We start from the raw sequence: 14,740 nt of genomic DNA, 5'->3' as shown, positions 1-14,740 counted from the left end.
ACTCAGATACGACCAACGGCCACGTCCATGTGGCCGTTGGCGCAATTCAAAGGAATACGCCCGTGAAGCGAGCCGGTTTCACCAACCCGTGGCTGCCCATCCTGCTGCTGGTGCCACAGCTTTCCATTATCGTCGTGTTTTTCTACTGGCCCGCCGCCTGGGCGATACAGTCCTCGTTCTACCTGCAGGACCCGTTTGGCTTCGGCTCGACTTTTGTGGGTGCCGAAAACTATACCGACATCGCGCAGTCGATCGAGTACCGCAAGGTGGCTTGGTTTACGGTGTACTTCACAGCCATCGTGACCTTCCTGTCGCTATCGATCGCGCTGCTGCTTGCGGTGAAGGCCGACAATGTGCTGCGCGGGGCTAAGACCTACCGGACGCTGCTTATGTGGGTCTATGCCATCGCGCCGCCCGTGGCCGGGTTCCTGGGCATCATGTTCTTCGATCAGAGCCACGGCCCACTGACCCGCTTCTTTGGTTTTTTCGGGTGGGATTTCAAACTGGGCGTGGACTATTTCGACACCGCGACTGCGATGATCATCGTCGCAGTTTGGAAACAGATCCCGGTCAATTTCATCTTCTTCCTGTCCGGTTTGCAGTCGATCCCGCGTTCGGTGCGCGAGGCGGCGTTGATCGACAACAATTCCGGCTTCCGGCGCTTCTGGGACGTGACTTTTCCGCTGCTGGCGCCGACCGCATTCTTCCTGCTGATCATCAACATCACCTATGCGATGTTCGACACCTTTGGCATCATCGACACAATGATGAAGGGCGAACCCGGCGCAAACCCGATGACATTGGTCTACAAGGTCTATCTGGACGGGTTCCGGGGCAATGACCTGGGCGGTTCTTCGGCACAATCCGTGGTCCTGATGGTGCTGGTTCTTGTTCTGACAATCTTCCAGTTCCGCCTGATCGAGCGGCGCATTCATTATACGTGAGGCAAGACATGGCTGATCTGACACAGACCCAAATTGCCCAACCAACGCCCTCGCGGCTACGGTTCAAGTGGAACACGATTTTCGACCATCTGATCCTGATCGCGGGGTCGCTGCTGATGCTGATGCCGTTGGTTTATGCCTTCATCACCGCCAGTTACGATCCGGTGACCATCCACCGTGAAGGGCTGGCGTTGACCTTTGGCGATGAGCTGGGCAGCAATTTCGAAAAGGCGCTGTTTGAAAAGGGTGGCTTCACCAAAACCGTCGATGGCATGGTGATGCTGAAAAACTCCTTCATCCTTGGCATCGGCTTCGCCGTCGGCAAGATCATCATCTCGATGATGGCGGCTTATGCGATCGTCTATTTCCGCCTGCGCTTTGCGACCTTCGCCTTCTGGATCATCTTCACCACGCTGCTCTTGCCGCTCGAAGTACGCATTCTACCCTCCTACGAGGCGATTCAGCGGCTGGGCATGGCCAACACCTATAGCGGGCTGATCGTACCGCTTATCGCGTCGGCAACCGGCACGTTCTTCTTCCGCCAGTTCTTCCGCGCAGTGCCCGAAGAACTGGTCGAGGCAGCGCGCATCGACGGGGCGGGACCGGTGAAGTTCTTCATCGACATTCTGGTGCCGCTATCGCGGACGATGATTGCCGCGATTTTCATCATCATGTTCGTCTTTGGCTGGAACCAGTATCTGTGGCCGACGTTGATCACCACTGATGAATCGCTCTTCACGCTGGTGCGCGGGATCAAACAGATCGTTCTGACCTATTCTGACGCGGCGATCCCCGAACACGGGCAGGCGCTGGCGCTGGCGATCGTCGCCATGTTGCCACCGGTGCTGATCGTGATCTTCTTCCAGAGCTGGTTCGTCAAGGGCCTCACGGAATCTGACAAATAAGGAATACGCATATGGCCCAGGTTGCACTTGAGGGCATTCACAAAGTCTATCCGAACGGGTTCGAGGCCGTTCAAACCTGCAGTTTCGTCATTCAGGATGGCGAGTTCGTGGTGCTAGTCGGCCCGTCAGGTTGCGGCAAGTCTACCCTGCTGCGGATGATCGCGGGGCTTGAGGATATCACCGAAGGGACGCTCCGGATCGGGGACCGGGTGGTCAATGATGTCGATCCGGCCGACCGCAATATCGCGATGGTGTTCCAGAACTACGCGCTTTATCCGCATATGACCGTGGCCAAGAATATGGGCTACGGGCTCAAGAACCGGGGGATTTCTAAGACCGAAATCGACGCCAAGGTTCAGGAAGCGGCAAAGATGCTGAACCTCACCGACTATCTCGACCGGCGGCCCAGTCAGTTGTCAGGCGGGCAGCGGCAGCGGGTGGCGATGGGCCGCGCCATCGTGCGCCAGCCCGATCTGTTCCTGTTTGACGAGCCGCTGTCCAATCTGGATGCCAAGCTGCGCAACCAGATGCGGATCGAGGTGCGCGCCCTGCAGCGCCGCCTGGGCACCACCGCCGTCTACGTGACCCATGATCAGGTCGAGGCGATGACCATGGCCGACCGGATCATCGTGCTGAACGGGGGCCGGATCGAACAGATTGGGACGCCCAAGGAAATCTACAGCACCCCGGCCTCCACCTTCGTGGCCAGTTTCATGGGCGCGCCGCCGATGAACGTGCTGAACGCCACGGTCAGCAGCGACAAGCATGTAACACTAGATGAAGGGCTGGAACTGCCGGTGGCCGCGCCTGCGGCCTCTTCGGGGCCGATCCTGGTGGGCATCCGCCCCGAGGATCTGACACTAGGCGAAGGCACCACACCCTTCGACGTACAGATCGTCGAAGAGCTGGGCGCGCAGCGCCTGTTGCATGGCACGCTGGGCGGGCAGGCGTTTTCGGTCAGCGTCAACAAGGATCACGAGGCCGGAACCGGCACCATCCCGGTGAGCATCACCCCCGGCGCCGTGCATTTCTTTTCACGCGAGGACGGGTTCCGCATCTGAGCGGAGCCCGGCGACCCTCAGGCCGAGGCGGGCTGCGCCTGCGGCGCGGGTTTTGCGACGATATAGCTGACCAGCGCCGACAGGATGCTGAACCCGACGATCATCACCAGCGCCCAGACGGTTTCGTGCATATGCGCGATTGCCGCCAGCGCAGCCGAGACACCGATTGAGGTCAAACGGCTCAGGCTGCGCGACACGGCCACACCACGCACCCTTTCCTCTTTTGGCGCGAGGTCCATGTAATAAAGGCCTCGCACCGTGACCAGCCCGTTCACCGCCACGGTGATGACAAACATGGCCACCGCATGCAGGTGGACATTGTGGTCGAGATGCAGGAAATGCGCCCCCACCAGGATCGCTCCGGTTACTGCCACCATCAAGCAACTTGTCACCATGACCGTGCGATGCGACCGGTTGTTCAGCATACGCCAGAGCGGGCCGGAGACCACAGCGCCCGCCGCTGTTGAAACGATCAAAGCGGTCAGACCTTTGTCTGAATGCTTGTGGGTCTCGGCTGAGATCAGCGCAAAGAAAGGCACTGACATGATGGTCACCACATAAAGCAGGCGGATGCCGATATATTTGCGGAACCAGGGGTGTTTGAGCATCTCATAAGCGTTGAGGATATAGTCCTTCAGCGCGGTGACAGGAGAGCGGATCGGCGCGGTATCTCGTTTGAGTCTGGTCCCAGTATCGCGGACCGCCAGTGTCACGAAACCGGCCAACATGAAGCACAGGATCGCGATGGTGATGACGATGGAATGTCGATGCAGCGGCGGGAGTTCCTTGGTGGTTTCATGGGCGATCAGGGTCAGGATAATGGCTATGATCCCGCCAAGGGCCAGTTGCGCATATTTCATCCGCATTCGGGATTTGGACTGCAGGTTGTCGCCGATGAAATCCGTCAGCAACAGGGTTTGGCTTTCGTCGATCAAGCCCAGAACAAAGATCACGACCGCAAAAGTCACCATGATCACCGGAGTAGAGCCCAGCAGCGCGGCGGCGATGGCAAGGATGAAACAAACTCCGAGGGCGATATCGGTCAGCGACAGCACCAGTTTGCGATTCTTGATGCGCGAGATCGGGTCGAACAGGAAAATATCGGCAATCGTGCCCGCCATCTGACGGATGGTCACCATCGCACCGACAAACAAAACCGGAAGATCCAGCGCAACTGCCAGAAACGTCAGCACGATCGAGGGGCTGGCCATGGTCCAGGCCGCCTGCGCCACCGTGCTCTGGCCTGTCATGATCGGGAAGTTGCGTTTTTCAACCTGTGCCTGATCGTTTGTCATACATAACCGCCTGTGGATGCTTTCTCTCTGCGGGGCATGATCTAACAGTCTTGCCGGTGCAACAGAAGGGCTGCCGCTTAATTCCGATTATCTTGTGGCTGAATCTGCCTTCATAAAAGGCGGTTCGGGTCTCTTTCCGGAAAATGAAAAAATATCCTGTATATGAATTAAAATTCATTGCGCCGAATCGTCGTGCCTTCTAGGAATGCCAGTCATAATGGAGTCCACGGGCCAACAGTGAGGACATTATGACAGTGATTGCAACGCGGCAGGGCTGCATCTGACATGGCAGCCAGCGACACCGCACCCCCAGCCATCGAGCTTCGTGGGATTTCCAAAGCGTTTGGCCCGGTTCAGGCCAACAAAGATATCTCGATCTCGGTCCGCCCCGGGTCGATCCACGGGATCATCGGCGAAAACGGCGCCGGAAAATCCACGCTGATGAGCATCCTTTATGGGTTCTACAAGGCCGATAAGGGCGAAGTCTGGATCAACGGCACCAAGACCGACATCCCCGACAGCCAGGCCGCTATCGCCGCTGGCATCGGCATGGTGTTCCAGCATTTCAAGTTGGTCGAGAACTTCACCGTCCTGGAAAACATCGTTCTTGGGGCCGAGGATGGCGGGTTGCTGCAACCCTCGCTGGCCAAGGCGCGCGGTGAGCTTGAGCATCTGGCCAAGGAATATGAGCTGAATGTCGATCCCGATGCGGTCACCGAAAACCTCAGCGTTGGCCACCAGCAGCGTGTGGAGATCCTCAAGGCGCTCTACCGGCAGGCGCAGATCCTGATCCTGGATGAGCCCACCGGCGTGCTGACGCCGTCGGAGGCCGATCAGCTGTTCCGTATTCTCGATCGGCTGCGGTCCGAGGGCAAAACCATCATCTTGATCACGCATAAACTGCGTGAGATCATGGAATATACAGACACGGTCAGCGTGATGCGGCGTGGCGAGATGACAGCCACCGTCACGACCTCGGAAACCAATCCTGAACATCTGGCCGAGCTGATGGTGGGCCGCAAGGTTCTGCTGCGGGTCGACAAGACGCCCGCTAAGCCGGGCAAACCCATCCTTGAGGTCGAAAAGCTGCGCGTTGTGGATGGCAGTGGTGTCGAGCGCGTCAAAGGCATCGACCTGACCGTGCGCGCCGGAGAGATCGTGGGGATCGCCGGGGTTGCGGGCAACGGCCAATCCGAACTGCTAGAGGTTCTGGGCGGCATGCGTCCGGGCGAAGGCACCGTGCGACTGAATGGCAAAGAGCTGCCGCTGACGGGTTCGGGCTCTGACGGGCGGGCCCGGCGGACCGAACATATCGCCCATGTGCCCGAGGACCGCCACCGCGAGGCACTGATCATGAATTTCAGCGCCTGGGAAAACTCTGTCTTCGGCTATCACCATGACGCGCGCTGGACCTCCGGACCGTTCATGAAAAACGCCGCCATTCTCGAAGAGGCTCACCAGATGATGGGGCGTTTCGACGTGCGTCCGCCCAATCCGCGCCTTGCCGCCAAGAGCTTTTCGGGCGGCAACCAGCAGAAAATCGTGCTGGCCCGCGAGATCGAGCGCAACCCGGACCTGCTGATGATCGGCCAGCCAACCCGCGGGGTCGATATCGGCGCGATCGAGTTCATTCACCAGCAGATCGTGGCACTGCGCGATCAGGGCAAGGCGATCCTGCTGGTCAGTGTCGAACTGGAAGAGATTCTGTCGCTGGCCGACCGGGTCGCGGTGATGTTTGACGGCCATATCATGGGCGAGCGCGACGCCGCTGCCACCGATGAACGCGAACTGGGCCTGCTGATGGCGGGCGTCACAGGGGAGGACGCCGCATGAGAACCTTGCCACATTGGGCCGATGTCGTCCTGATCCCGCTGATCAGCCTGCTTCTGGCGGGTTTCCTGTCGGCGCTGGTCGTGCTGGCTATCGGGGAAAACCCTTGGGCCGCCTTCAAGCTGATGGTCGAAGGTTCACTGATGCGCTCGGCTGGCTGGGGCTATACGCTCTATTACGCCACCAATTTTATCTTCACCGGGCTAGCGGTGGCCGTCGCCTTTCACGCGCGGCTGTTCAATATCGGCGGAGAGGGGCAAGCGATTGTCGCAGGCCTTGGCGTGGCGCTGGTCTGCCTCTATATCCCGTGGCCGCATTGGTCGATCGCTTTGATCGGGGCAACAGTGGCGGCGGGGTTGTTCGGCGCGCTCTGGGCCTTTATCCCGGCCTATCTGCAGGCCGAACGCGGCAGCCATATCGTGATCACCACTATCATGTTCAACTTCATCGCCGCAGCTCTGCTGAACTACGTGCTGGTCAACCTGCTGCGCCCGGCAGGTGCGATGGACCCGGCCTCGGCCTCCTTCCCCGAGGCGACGCATCTGCCCACGTTCCAGTCTATGTTCTCGACAGCCGAGACGCCGCTGTTCCGCGGGGCACCAGCAAATGTGACCTTCTTTCTGGCGCTCATCGCCTGCGTGCTGGTCTGGTTGCTGATCTGGCGCACCAAGCTGGGCTATGAGATCCGCAGTTTTGGGCAGTCGGAAACGGCGGCGAATTATGCCGGCATCCACCCCAAGCGCACCATCGTGATCGCCATGCTGATCTCTGGCGCACTGGCGGGGATGATGTCGATCAACACCACCATGGGCGAGGCGGAACGGCTGGTCCTGAACTCGGTCGAGGGCGCGGGTTTCATCGGAATCGCCGTGGCGCTGATGGGCCGCAACCACCCGTTCGGGGTGTTGCTGGCGGCGCTTCTCTTCGGGTTTCTCTATCAGGGCGGGGCGGAGCTGGCGCTTTGGACGGACATCCCGCGCGAGCTGATTGTGGTGATCCAAGCCCTGGTGATCATGTTCACCGGAGCCTTGGATAACATGGTCCGAATGCCGCTTGAATCGCTCTTTGCCATGATGCGCCGGAGGAACTCATAATGGATTTCCTCGACATTCTTCAGGTGCTCGACTCCTCCGTCCGTCTCGCCACGCCGTTGCTGCTGGCCTGTCTGGCCGGTCTGTTCTCGGAACGCGCAGGCGTCATTGATATCGGCCTTGAGGGCAAGATGCTGGTCGCGGCCTTCTTTTCGGCGGCCATCGCCTATATGTCCGGCTCGGTCTGGGTCGGGCTGCTGGCGGGCATCGCCGCGTCGGTGGCCTTGTCGCTGATCCACGGGCTGGCCTCGATCACCTTCCGGGGCAATCAGCTGATCTCGGGTGTGGCGATCAATTTCCTGGCGGCTGGCATGACTGTGCTGGTGGCCCAGCACTGGTTCGAGCAGGGCGGTCGTACCCCCTCGCTGACCGGGGCAGGGCGATTTGAATCGGTGACGCTGCCGCTGTCTGAGACGTTGAAGAATGTGCCTATCCTTGGCCCGATCTATCACGAGCTGATCTCGGGCCAGTTCCTGCTGGTCTATATCGCTGTGCTGATCGTGCCGCTGACTTGGTGGGTTCTCTACCGCACCCGCTTCGGCCTGCGCCTGCGCGCGGTGGGCGAAAACCCCGCAGCGGTGGATACCGCCGGTATATCGGTCACCCGCTTGCGCTATATGGCGGTGATCATCTGCGGCGTGCTCTGCGGGCTGGCGGGGGCCTATCTGGCGACCGCGCTGCAGGCGGGCTTCGTCAAGGACATGACCGCCGGGCGCGGCTTTATCGCGTTGGCTGCGCTGATCTTTGCCAAGTGGAAGCCCTGGCCCGCCATGTGGACCTGCCTGCTGTTCGGCGTGCTGCAGGCCGTGGCGCTGCGCTACCAGAATATCGAGATCGGCAGTTTCGTGATCCCGGTCCAGTTCATGGACGCGCTGCCCTATATCCTGACCGTGGTGATCCTGGCGGGCCTCGTGGGCCGCGCCGTGCCGCCGCTGGCCGGTGGCGAACCCTACACCAAAGAGCGCTGACCCCTCGGGGTCCGCCTCTGACTGTTGAGTCATGACATGAAAAAGAGCACCGACAATCTGCGATACCTGTCGACCAAGACGGCATGGATGTCCTTTGTCGCGGGCCAGACGCAGTCGCAGATCGCCCGCGAGCTTGAGATGTCGCAATCCAAGGTGCACCGCTTGATCAACCATGCGCTGGAACAGGGCTATGTCACCATCCGAATTGAGGGCGGGTCAGAAGAACTGCTAACCCTCGAACACCGACTGAAACAGACCTTTGGCCTGACCCGCTGTACCGTGGCCTCGGCAGGTATGTCGGGTCGGGACGATGACGAGGCGCTTTTGCAAAGCGTTGGCGAAGCCGCTGGGCAGTACCTAGTACAGCTCTTGGAGAAAAAGGCGATTGCCCAGATCGGCGTTGGCATGGGCGAAACCATGACTTCCGCCGTGGGCGCCATGCCGGAACTGGATCGGGGCGATCTTAAGATCGTGTCCATCACCGGAAGCCTGCTGCGCAAACTTTCCGCCAACCCGCTGGATGTGGTGATGCGGATGCAGCGAAAAACGGGCGGCGAGGCCTATTTCCTGCCGGTACCTTACCTCGCCAACTCGGTCGAGGAACGCGAGAGCTTCCAGTCTTATCAGAGTGTGCAGGAATTGATGGATCTGGCCCGCAAATCCGACATCTTCGTGGTGGGCATCGGCTCGATCGACGCCGAAAGCAATCTGGCCCGCACGCAGGGCATCAGTGACCGGGAATTGCAGGACCTGCGCGATGCGGGCGTGGTGGGCGATATCGCGGGCAGCTTCTATGACATTCATGGCCGCATCGTGGAAACCGAACTGGGGCGCAAGACCGTGGGTATGCGCGGCGAGGAACTGGCCGGTCGCCGTGTCCTCGGCATGGCCGCTGGTCTGCGCAAGACGCAAGCGGTGCTGGGCCTGCTGCGCGCTAGGCTGGCGAGCGAGATCGTGCTGGACGAACACCTCGCGCGTGCAGTGCTGTCCGAGGCCCCCGTCAATTTCGGAGGTGCCGCATGACCCGCGCTTTGCTCGTGGTGATGGATTCCGTCGGCATCGGCGGCGCGCCAGATGCAGCGGCCTTTGGCGATGAAGGGTCCAATACGGTGGGTCATATCCTCGATGCGCGCGGTGCTATGGGGCTGGCCTTACCAAACTTGGCTGAACTCGGGTTGTTTCAGGCGCTGGCGCATTCCAGCGAAAGAGCGTGGGATGACGCGCAGCCGCGTCCGAACGCAACCTGGGCCGTGGGTCGCGAGGTGGGGCGGGGCAAGGATACACCGTCGGGTCATTGGGAGATTACTGGTTTACCGGTCATGACCCCGCCGCAGGTCTTTGAAGCGCTGGAAAGTTCCTTCCCGACGGAGTTGCTAAACGCGTTGATCTCAAAAGGCGATCTACCCGGCATTCTCGGTGACAAACATGCTTCTGGCGTGCCGGTCATACGCGAGCTGGGCGAAGAACATATGCGGACCGGCAAGCCCATCGTCTACACCTCTGCCGATTCCGTCCTGCAGATCGCCGCGCATGAGGAGAGCTTCGGCCTCGACCAACTCTACGATCTCTGCCGCATTGCGCGCGAGATTTGCGATGGGTACCGCGTTGGCCGAATCATCGCGCGGCCTTTCGTCGGCACCGCTCGGGATGATTTCGAACGCACCGGCAACCGGCGCGATTTCACCATGCCGCCCCCCGAGGATACGATCCTTGACACAATGACCGCCGCCGGACGGCAGGTCATGGCCATGGGCAAAATCAGCGACATCTATGCCGGGCGCGGCATCAGCGAGACCCGCAAGACCCATGGCAACATGCCGCTCTTCGACCTGACGCTCGACGCCTTGGATGAGCTGCAGGAAGGCGGGCTGCTCTTCGCCAATTTCGTCGATTTCGACACCGAGTTTGGCCATGCCCGCGACCCGCTGGGCTATGCCAAGGCGCTGGAGGAGTTCGACGAGCGCCTACCCGAGTTGTTCGCTAAAATGGCCCCCGAAGACCTGCTCGTCATCACCGCCGATCATGGCAACGACCCCACCTGGTCCGGCACTGATCACACAAGAGAACAGGTGCCGATCCTGATCAAATCCGAAACGCTAGACCCGGCTGGACTGGGCATCCGCCCCTTCGCCGATATCGGCGCAACCATCGCCGACTATCTTGGCGTGCCCGGCACCGCTCACGGCACCAGCGTCCTGCCCCTGCTAGGAGAGAAACAGTGACTGTTTCCACAAAAGACATCACCCAAACGGCGGATCAACTCCCCGTTGCCGCCCATCCAGCGCGGTTCCCGCGTAACCCTGGTATCCCGCTGGACCTCGACTGGGTGTCCTCGGTGCAGATCAACACGTCAGCAGTGGAACGCCGCGCCAGCAGCCTCGGCGCACGCCGCAGCGTCAAGAAAGAGTATCAGGCCGCCTGGCTGCTCAGGGCGATCACTCTGATGGACCTGACCACGCTCAATGGCGACGACACGCGCGGCAAAGTGCGTCGCCTCTGCGCCAAGGCCAAACGCCCGGTCCGCCGCGACCTGATCGAGGCGTTGGGCGCCGAAGACCTGAACATCACCACCGGTGCGGTCTGCGTCTATCACGAGATGATCGGCACGGCGGTTGAGGCGCTGGAGGGCAGCGGCATCCCCGTCGCCGCCGTCTCCACCGGGTTCCCCGACGCGCTCAGCCCCTTCCATCTGCGGGTGCAGGAGATTGAAGAGTCGGTCAAGGCCGGTGCCTCGGAAATCGACATCGTGATCTCGCGCCGCCACGTGCTGACCGGCGATTGGCAGGCGCTATATGACGAGATGCGCGCCTATCGCGAGGCCTGCGGCGAGGCGCATGTGAAGGCGATCATCTCGACCGGCAACTTGGGCACCCTGCGCAATGTCGCGCGCGCCAGCCACGTCTGTATGATGGCCGGGGCCGATTTCATCAAGACCTCCACCGGCAAGGAAAGCGTGAACGCAACCCTCCCTGTCAGCCTGACCATGGTCCGCACCACCCGCGAATACGAGGCGCGCACCGGTTACAAGATCGGGTTCAAGCCGGCAGGCGGCATTTCCAAGGCCAAGGATGCGCTCACCTATATGTCGCTGATGAAGGAAGAGCGCGGCAATGACTGGTTGGAGCCTGACCTCTTCCGTTTCGGTGCCTCCAGCCTTCTGGGCGATATCGAACGCCAACTCGAACATTTCGTAACGGGCCGCTACTCGGCCACGTTCCGTCACGGCATAAGCTAGGATCACCTCCATGACAGTTTCAGAGATCTTTAAGACCATGGATTACGGCACCGCCCCCGAAAGCGTGTCCGAGGCGGATGCCTGGCTCGACCGCCACGATCGCAAATTCGGACTGTTCATCGGCGGGGCGTTCACCAAACCCGGCAAGGATCGTTTCGACAGCATGAACCCGGCCAATGGCGAAGTGCTGGCCTCGCTGACCGAAGCGAGCGCCAAGGACGTGGACGCCGCTGTCAAAGCGGCATCGAAAACCCAGAAAGCCTGGGCCGCACTGGGCGGAGCAGGGCGCGCGCGGCACCTTTACGCACTGGCGCGGCTGATCCAGAAACACGCGCGTTTGTTTGCCGTGCTGGAAAGCCTCGACAACGGCAAGCCGATCCGCGAAAGCCGCGACGCCGATATCCCGCTGTCCGCGCGCCATTTCTACCATCACGCGGGCTGGGCACAGTTGATGGAACGCGAAATGGCGGACTATGAGCCCATCGGTGTTGCTGGGCAAGTGATCCCGTGGAACTTCCCCTTCCTGATGCTGGCGTGGAAGATCGCGCCCGCGCTTGCGATGGGCAATACGGTGGTTCTGAAGCCCGCTGAATACACCTCACTGACCGCGCTGCTCTTTGCCGATATCTGTATCGAGGCGGGGCTGCCCGAAGGTGTCGTCAACATCATCACCGGGCATGGACCCGTCGGGGCGATGATCGCTGAACATGCGGATGTGTCCAAGGTTGCCTTCACCGGCTCCACCCGCGTAGGGCGCATCCTGCGTGAACAGACGGCGGGCACTGGCAAGAAGCTGACGCTGGAACTGGGCGGCAAATCCCCCTTCATCGTTTTCGACGACGCCGATATCGACAGCGCGATTGAGGGCATCGTCGATGCGATCTGGTTCAATCAGGGGCAGGTCTGCTGCGCCGGTTCGCGCCTGCTAGTGCAGGAGAGCATCGCCGAGACCTTCCACGAGCGCCTCAGGCAGCGGATGCAAACCCTGCGTGTGGGCGACCCGCTAGACAAGTCGATCGACCTCGGCTGCATCGTCGATCCGGTACAGCATCAGCGCATCACGCAGTTGGTGGAACAGGGCGTTGATGAGGGTGCGACTGCGTTTCGCGGTGAAACCTCGCTGCCTGAGAACGGCTGCTACTACCCGCCGACCTTGCTGACGGGGGTCGAGGCCGGGGACACGCTGGCGCAGGAGGAGATCTTTGGTCCCGTGTTGGTCTCGATGAGTTTCCGCACGCCCGCCGAGGCGGTGCAGCTTGCCAATAACAGCCGCTATGGGCTGGCGGCGAGTGTGTGGACCGAGAATATCAACCTCGCGCTCGGCATTGCGCCGCAGATCAAGGCGGGGGTCATCTGGATCAACTGCACCAACCAGTTCGACGCCGCAGCCGGCTTTGGTGGCTATCGCGAAAGCGGGTTCGGGCGTGAAGGCGGGCGCGAGGGGCTTTTTGAATACGTCAAGCCAAGCTACTTGAAAGCACTCAAGGATATTGCTCCAGTCAAGGTCCATGCGCTCACCGAGGGTGGGGGCGAGGGCATCGACCGCACCGCCAAGATGTATATCGGCGGCAAACAGGCAAGGCCCGATAGCGGCTATAGCCAGCCCATCGCCACGCCCAAGGGCAAGCTGATCAGCCATGTGGGCAGCGGCAACCGCAAGGATATCCGCAACGCGGTCGAGGCCGCAACGGCCGCCTCGGGCAGCTGGGCCAAGGCCTCAGGCCACAACAAGGCGCAGATCCTCTACTATATCGGCGAAAACCTTGCCGCACGGGCGGGTGAATTCGAAAATCGTGTGCGCGAGATGACGGGGGCCTCTTCAAAGGCGGCCGCAAGCGAGGTCGAGGCGGCGATCAACCGGTTCTTCACCTATGCCGCCTGGGCCGACAAATATGACGGGCAGGTGCATTCGGTGCCCCTGCGCGGGGTGACCGTCGCCATGAAGGAACCTGTGGGCGTCATGGGCATTGCCTGCCCCGAAGAGGCCCCTTTGCTGGGCTTCGTCTCGCTTGTCGCACCGACGATTGCCATGGGTAACGCGGTGGTTGCGGTCCCGTCAGAGGCGCACCCGCTCTCGGCGACCGATCTCTATCAGGTCTTCGACACCTCCGACCTGCCGGGCGGAGTGGTGAATATTGTCACCGGTCCGAAGGACGACCTGGCCAAGACGCTCGCCGATCACTATGGTGTCGACGGGGTCTGGTATCATGGCACGCAGGACGGCTCGGCCATGGTCGAACGCGCGGCGGCGGCAAACCTGAAACGCACCTGGGTAAATTACGGCAAGGCTATCGACTGGACCGATCCTGCGCAGAGTGAAGGCGAAGAATATCTGCGCCATGCGACCGAGGTGAAGAACGTCTGGATACCCTACGGCGAATGAGCACGCGGGAGCCCTTCGGAACCCTGCCCGACGGCAGTCAGGTTCAGCGCCTCACCATCGCGCGCGACGGTCTGCAGGCACATGTGCTGACCTATGGGGCCACCCTGCAGGATTTGCGTCTGGACGGGGTGGCGCATCCGCTGGTACTGGGCTGGCCTGCGCTGGAGGATTACCTGCAAAGCCGCGGCTATTTCGGTGCAGTCGTGGGTCGCTTCGCCAACCGGATCGCGCTGGGGCGGTTTCAGGCGGGCGGGCGTTGGTATCAGGCGGACCGGAACTTCCGGGGTCGCCACACGTTGCATGGGGGCAGCCAGGGCAGCGACCGCATGCTCTGGACCCTGAAGGCGCAGAACGATGATGGGATGACGCTGAGCCTTGAGATGCCGGATGGCCATATGGGCTTTCCCGGCACTCTGGGCGTCGAGGTGACCTATGCGATCCGGCTAGGCCCAGTTCTGGAGATCACCATTGAGGCGCGCAGCGATCAGGAGACGCCCTGCAATTTCGCGCCGCATAACTACTTCGTGCTCGATGACAGCGGCAGCATTTGCAGCCATGAGATGACACTTGCGGCAGAGCACTATCTGCCGGTGGATGACGACTTGATCCCCACGGGCGAACAGCGCCCGGTGGCGGGGACGGATTTCGATTTCCGGGACCCGCGCGCGCTCGGTGATTTTCCCTTGGACCACAATTTCTGCCTCGCATCACAACGGGTCGCGCTGCGCGAGGTCGGGCGGCTGATCTCACGTAGGAGCGGGCTGGCCATGGGCATCGCCACCACCGAGCCGGGGCTGCAAATCTACACCAACAGCCAGTTCGACGAGCCGGATCGCCAAGGCCTGCTGGGTCAGCCATATGACCGCTACAGCGGCGTCGCGCTTGAGCCACAGCTCTGGCCCGATGCAATGAACCAGAACGGGTTTCCGGCGGCCATACTGGTGCCCGGCGCGATCCATCGCAGTCAATCGCAGTTCCGATTTCAGCACTTTATCTGACCTTTGAGGCACCTCTGTGAGTGTAGGCTT

At 61.1% G+C, this 14,740-nt stretch carries 12 protein-coding genes; 11 read left to right on the top strand and 1 reads right to left on the bottom strand.

Annotation, left to right across the window (positions count from 1 at the left end):
• Positions 1-62: 62 nt before the first annotated feature.
• From Q5Y75_RS07645 to Q5Y75_RS07635, 3 genes are read left to right on the top strand one after another with little or no spacing between them, the layout of a single operon-like run.
• The gene (locus tag Q5Y75_RS07645) at positions 63-944 is read left to right on the top strand and encodes an ABC transporter permease subunit (protein ID WP_306195947.1); all 882 of its coding nucleotides are present in this window, start codon (positions 63-65) and stop codon (positions 942-944) included.
• Positions 945-952: 8 nt separating this feature from the next.
• Positions 953-1,849 carry a sn-glycerol-3-phosphate ABC transporter permease UgpE gene (gene ugpE / locus Q5Y75_RS07640; protein WP_306195944.1) on the top strand — a complete coding sequence of 299 codons (897 nt, stop codon included), beginning with the start codon at positions 953-955 and terminating at the stop codon, positions 1,847-1,849.
• Between the two features lie 11 nt (positions 1,850-1,860).
• Entirely contained in the window at positions 1,861-2,910 is a 1,050-nt protein-coding gene (locus Q5Y75_RS07635; RefSeq protein WP_306195941.1) for an ABC transporter ATP-binding protein, read from the top strand.
• Positions 2,911-2,927: 17 nt separating this feature from the next.
• Here the strand turns inward: Q5Y75_RS07635 and Q5Y75_RS07630 are convergent, their stop codons facing one another.
• The gene (locus Q5Y75_RS07630; protein ID WP_306195939.1) at positions 2,928-4,205 is read right to left on the bottom strand and encodes an MFS transporter; all 1,278 of its coding nucleotides are present in this window, start codon (positions 4,203-4,205) and stop codon (positions 2,928-2,930) included.
• A 285-nt stretch (positions 4,206-4,490) separates the two neighbouring features.
• Between Q5Y75_RS07630 and Q5Y75_RS07625 the strand changes: the two genes are divergently transcribed.
• Genes Q5Y75_RS07625 through Q5Y75_RS07590 form a run of 8 tightly spaced genes read left to right on the top strand, consistent with a single transcriptional unit; the run spans position 4,491 to position 14,710 of the window.
• Positions 4,491-6,038 carry an ABC transporter ATP-binding protein gene (locus tag Q5Y75_RS07625; RefSeq protein WP_306195937.1) on the top strand — a complete coding sequence of 516 codons (1,548 nt, stop codon included), beginning with the start codon at positions 4,491-4,493 and terminating at the stop codon, positions 6,036-6,038.
• Entirely contained in the window at positions 6,035-7,129 is a 1,095-nt protein-coding gene (locus Q5Y75_RS07620) for an ABC transporter permease (RefSeq protein ID WP_306195935.1), read from the top strand. Before Q5Y75_RS07625 ends, Q5Y75_RS07620 begins: the two co-directional genes overlap by 4 nt.
• Positions 7,129-8,094: an ABC transporter permease gene (locus Q5Y75_RS07615; protein WP_306195933.1), complete on the top strand. Its 966-nt coding sequence runs from the start codon at positions 7,129-7,131 to the stop codon at positions 8,092-8,094. The genes Q5Y75_RS07620 and Q5Y75_RS07615 overlap by 1 nt, the downstream gene beginning before the upstream one ends.
• A 36-nt stretch (positions 8,095-8,130) precedes the next feature.
• Positions 8,131-9,117, top strand: a complete 987-nt coding sequence (locus Q5Y75_RS07610) for a sugar-binding transcriptional regulator (protein ID WP_306195931.1) — start codon at positions 8,131-8,133, stop codon at positions 9,115-9,117.
• On the top strand, positions 9,114-10,316 hold the full coding sequence (locus Q5Y75_RS07605) for a phosphopentomutase (protein WP_306195929.1): 1,203 nt from the start codon (positions 9,114-9,116) through the stop codon (positions 10,314-10,316). The genes Q5Y75_RS07610 and Q5Y75_RS07605 overlap by 4 nt, the downstream gene beginning before the upstream one ends.
• A gap of 17 nt (positions 10,317-10,333) precedes the next feature.
• Positions 10,334-11,329, top strand: a complete 996-nt coding sequence (gene deoC, locus Q5Y75_RS07600; RefSeq protein WP_306196478.1) for a deoxyribose-phosphate aldolase — start codon at positions 10,334-10,336, stop codon at positions 11,327-11,329.
• A gap of 10 nt (positions 11,330-11,339) precedes the next feature.
• A complete protein-coding gene (locus tag Q5Y75_RS07595; RefSeq protein WP_306195926.1) occupies positions 11,340-13,712 on the top strand; it encodes an aldehyde dehydrogenase family protein in 2,373 nt (790 codons plus the stop codon).
• A complete protein-coding gene (locus Q5Y75_RS07590) occupies positions 13,709-14,710 on the top strand; it encodes an aldose epimerase family protein (protein WP_306195924.1) in 1,002 nt (333 codons plus the stop codon). The genes Q5Y75_RS07595 and Q5Y75_RS07590 overlap by 4 nt, the downstream gene beginning before the upstream one ends.
• Positions 14,711-14,740: the final 30 nt, after the last annotated feature.

It is taken from the genome of Ruegeria discodermiae (assembly GCF_030758345.1).
GTDB lineage: Bacteria > Pseudomonadota > Alphaproteobacteria > Rhodobacterales > Rhodobacteraceae > Ruegeria_C.
This window is presented reverse-complemented; position numbering and strand designations above follow the sequence as displayed.

What these genes read in the sequence shown, in the direction of transcription:
- ugpE (WP_306195944.1), top strand. Translation starts at nt 953, where the DNA reads ATGGCTGATCTGACACAGACCCAAATTGCCCAACCAACGCCCTCGCGG.
- Q5Y75_RS07635 (WP_306195941.1), top strand. Translation starts at nt 1,861, where the DNA reads ATGGCCCAGGTTGCACTTGAGGGCATTCACAAAGTCTATCCGAACGGG.
- Q5Y75_RS07630 (WP_306195939.1), bottom strand. Translation starts at nt 4,205, where the DNA reads ATGACAAACGATCAGGCACAGGTTGAAAAACGCAACTTCCCGATCATG.
- Q5Y75_RS07625 (WP_306195937.1), top strand. Translation starts at nt 4,491, where the DNA reads ATGGCAGCCAGCGACACCGCACCCCCAGCCATCGAGCTTCGTGGGATT.
- Q5Y75_RS07620 (WP_306195935.1), top strand. Translation starts at nt 6,035, where the DNA reads ATGAGAACCTTGCCACATTGGGCCGATGTCGTCCTGATCCCGCTGATC.
- Q5Y75_RS07615 (WP_306195933.1), top strand. Translation starts at nt 7,129, where the DNA reads ATGGATTTCCTCGACATTCTTCAGGTGCTCGACTCCTCCGTCCGTCTC.
- Q5Y75_RS07610 (WP_306195931.1), top strand. Translation starts at nt 8,131, where the DNA reads ATGAAAAAGAGCACCGACAATCTGCGATACCTGTCGACCAAGACGGCA.
- Q5Y75_RS07605 (WP_306195929.1), top strand. Translation starts at nt 9,114, where the DNA reads ATGACCCGCGCTTTGCTCGTGGTGATGGATTCCGTCGGCATCGGCGGC.
- Q5Y75_RS07595 (WP_306195926.1), top strand. Translation starts at nt 11,340, where the DNA reads ATGACAGTTTCAGAGATCTTTAAGACCATGGATTACGGCACCGCCCCC.
- Q5Y75_RS07590 (WP_306195924.1), top strand. Translation starts at nt 13,709, where the DNA reads ATGAGCACGCGGGAGCCCTTCGGAACCCTGCCCGACGGCAGTCAGGTT.